This is a genomic window from Streptomyces sp. UF-297, assembly GCF_058245575.1.
Map to the genome: position 1 here is coordinate 1 of NZ_JBSIBZ010000286.1, position 252 is coordinate 252.

1 rRNA gene is annotated in these 252 nt (G+C 54.4%); it reads right to left on the reverse strand.

The annotated features are described in order from the left end of the window. Positions 1-75, reverse strand: a 5S ribosomal RNA gene (rrf, locus tag AC4IJH_RS43850); the annotation flags it as partial. Between the last annotated feature and the right edge of the window lie 177 nt (positions 76-252).

Here is a 252-nt window from a genome sequence, read left to right on the forward strand (position 1 = left end):
ACCATCGGCGCTGAAAGGCTTAGCTTCCGGGTTCGGAATGTAACCGGGCGTTTCCCTAACGCAATGACCACCGAAACCCTATCGGGTTCTAGCGAACAAGCACACTCTTCAATTTAAGAATGAAACAGTGGAACTTGGTTCAACCGACGCTGCGACTGTTCGCAACCCGGGAACCACACAGTGGACGCGAGCAACTGAGGACAAGCCCTCGGCCTATTAGTACCAGTCAACTCCACCCGTTACCGGGCTTCC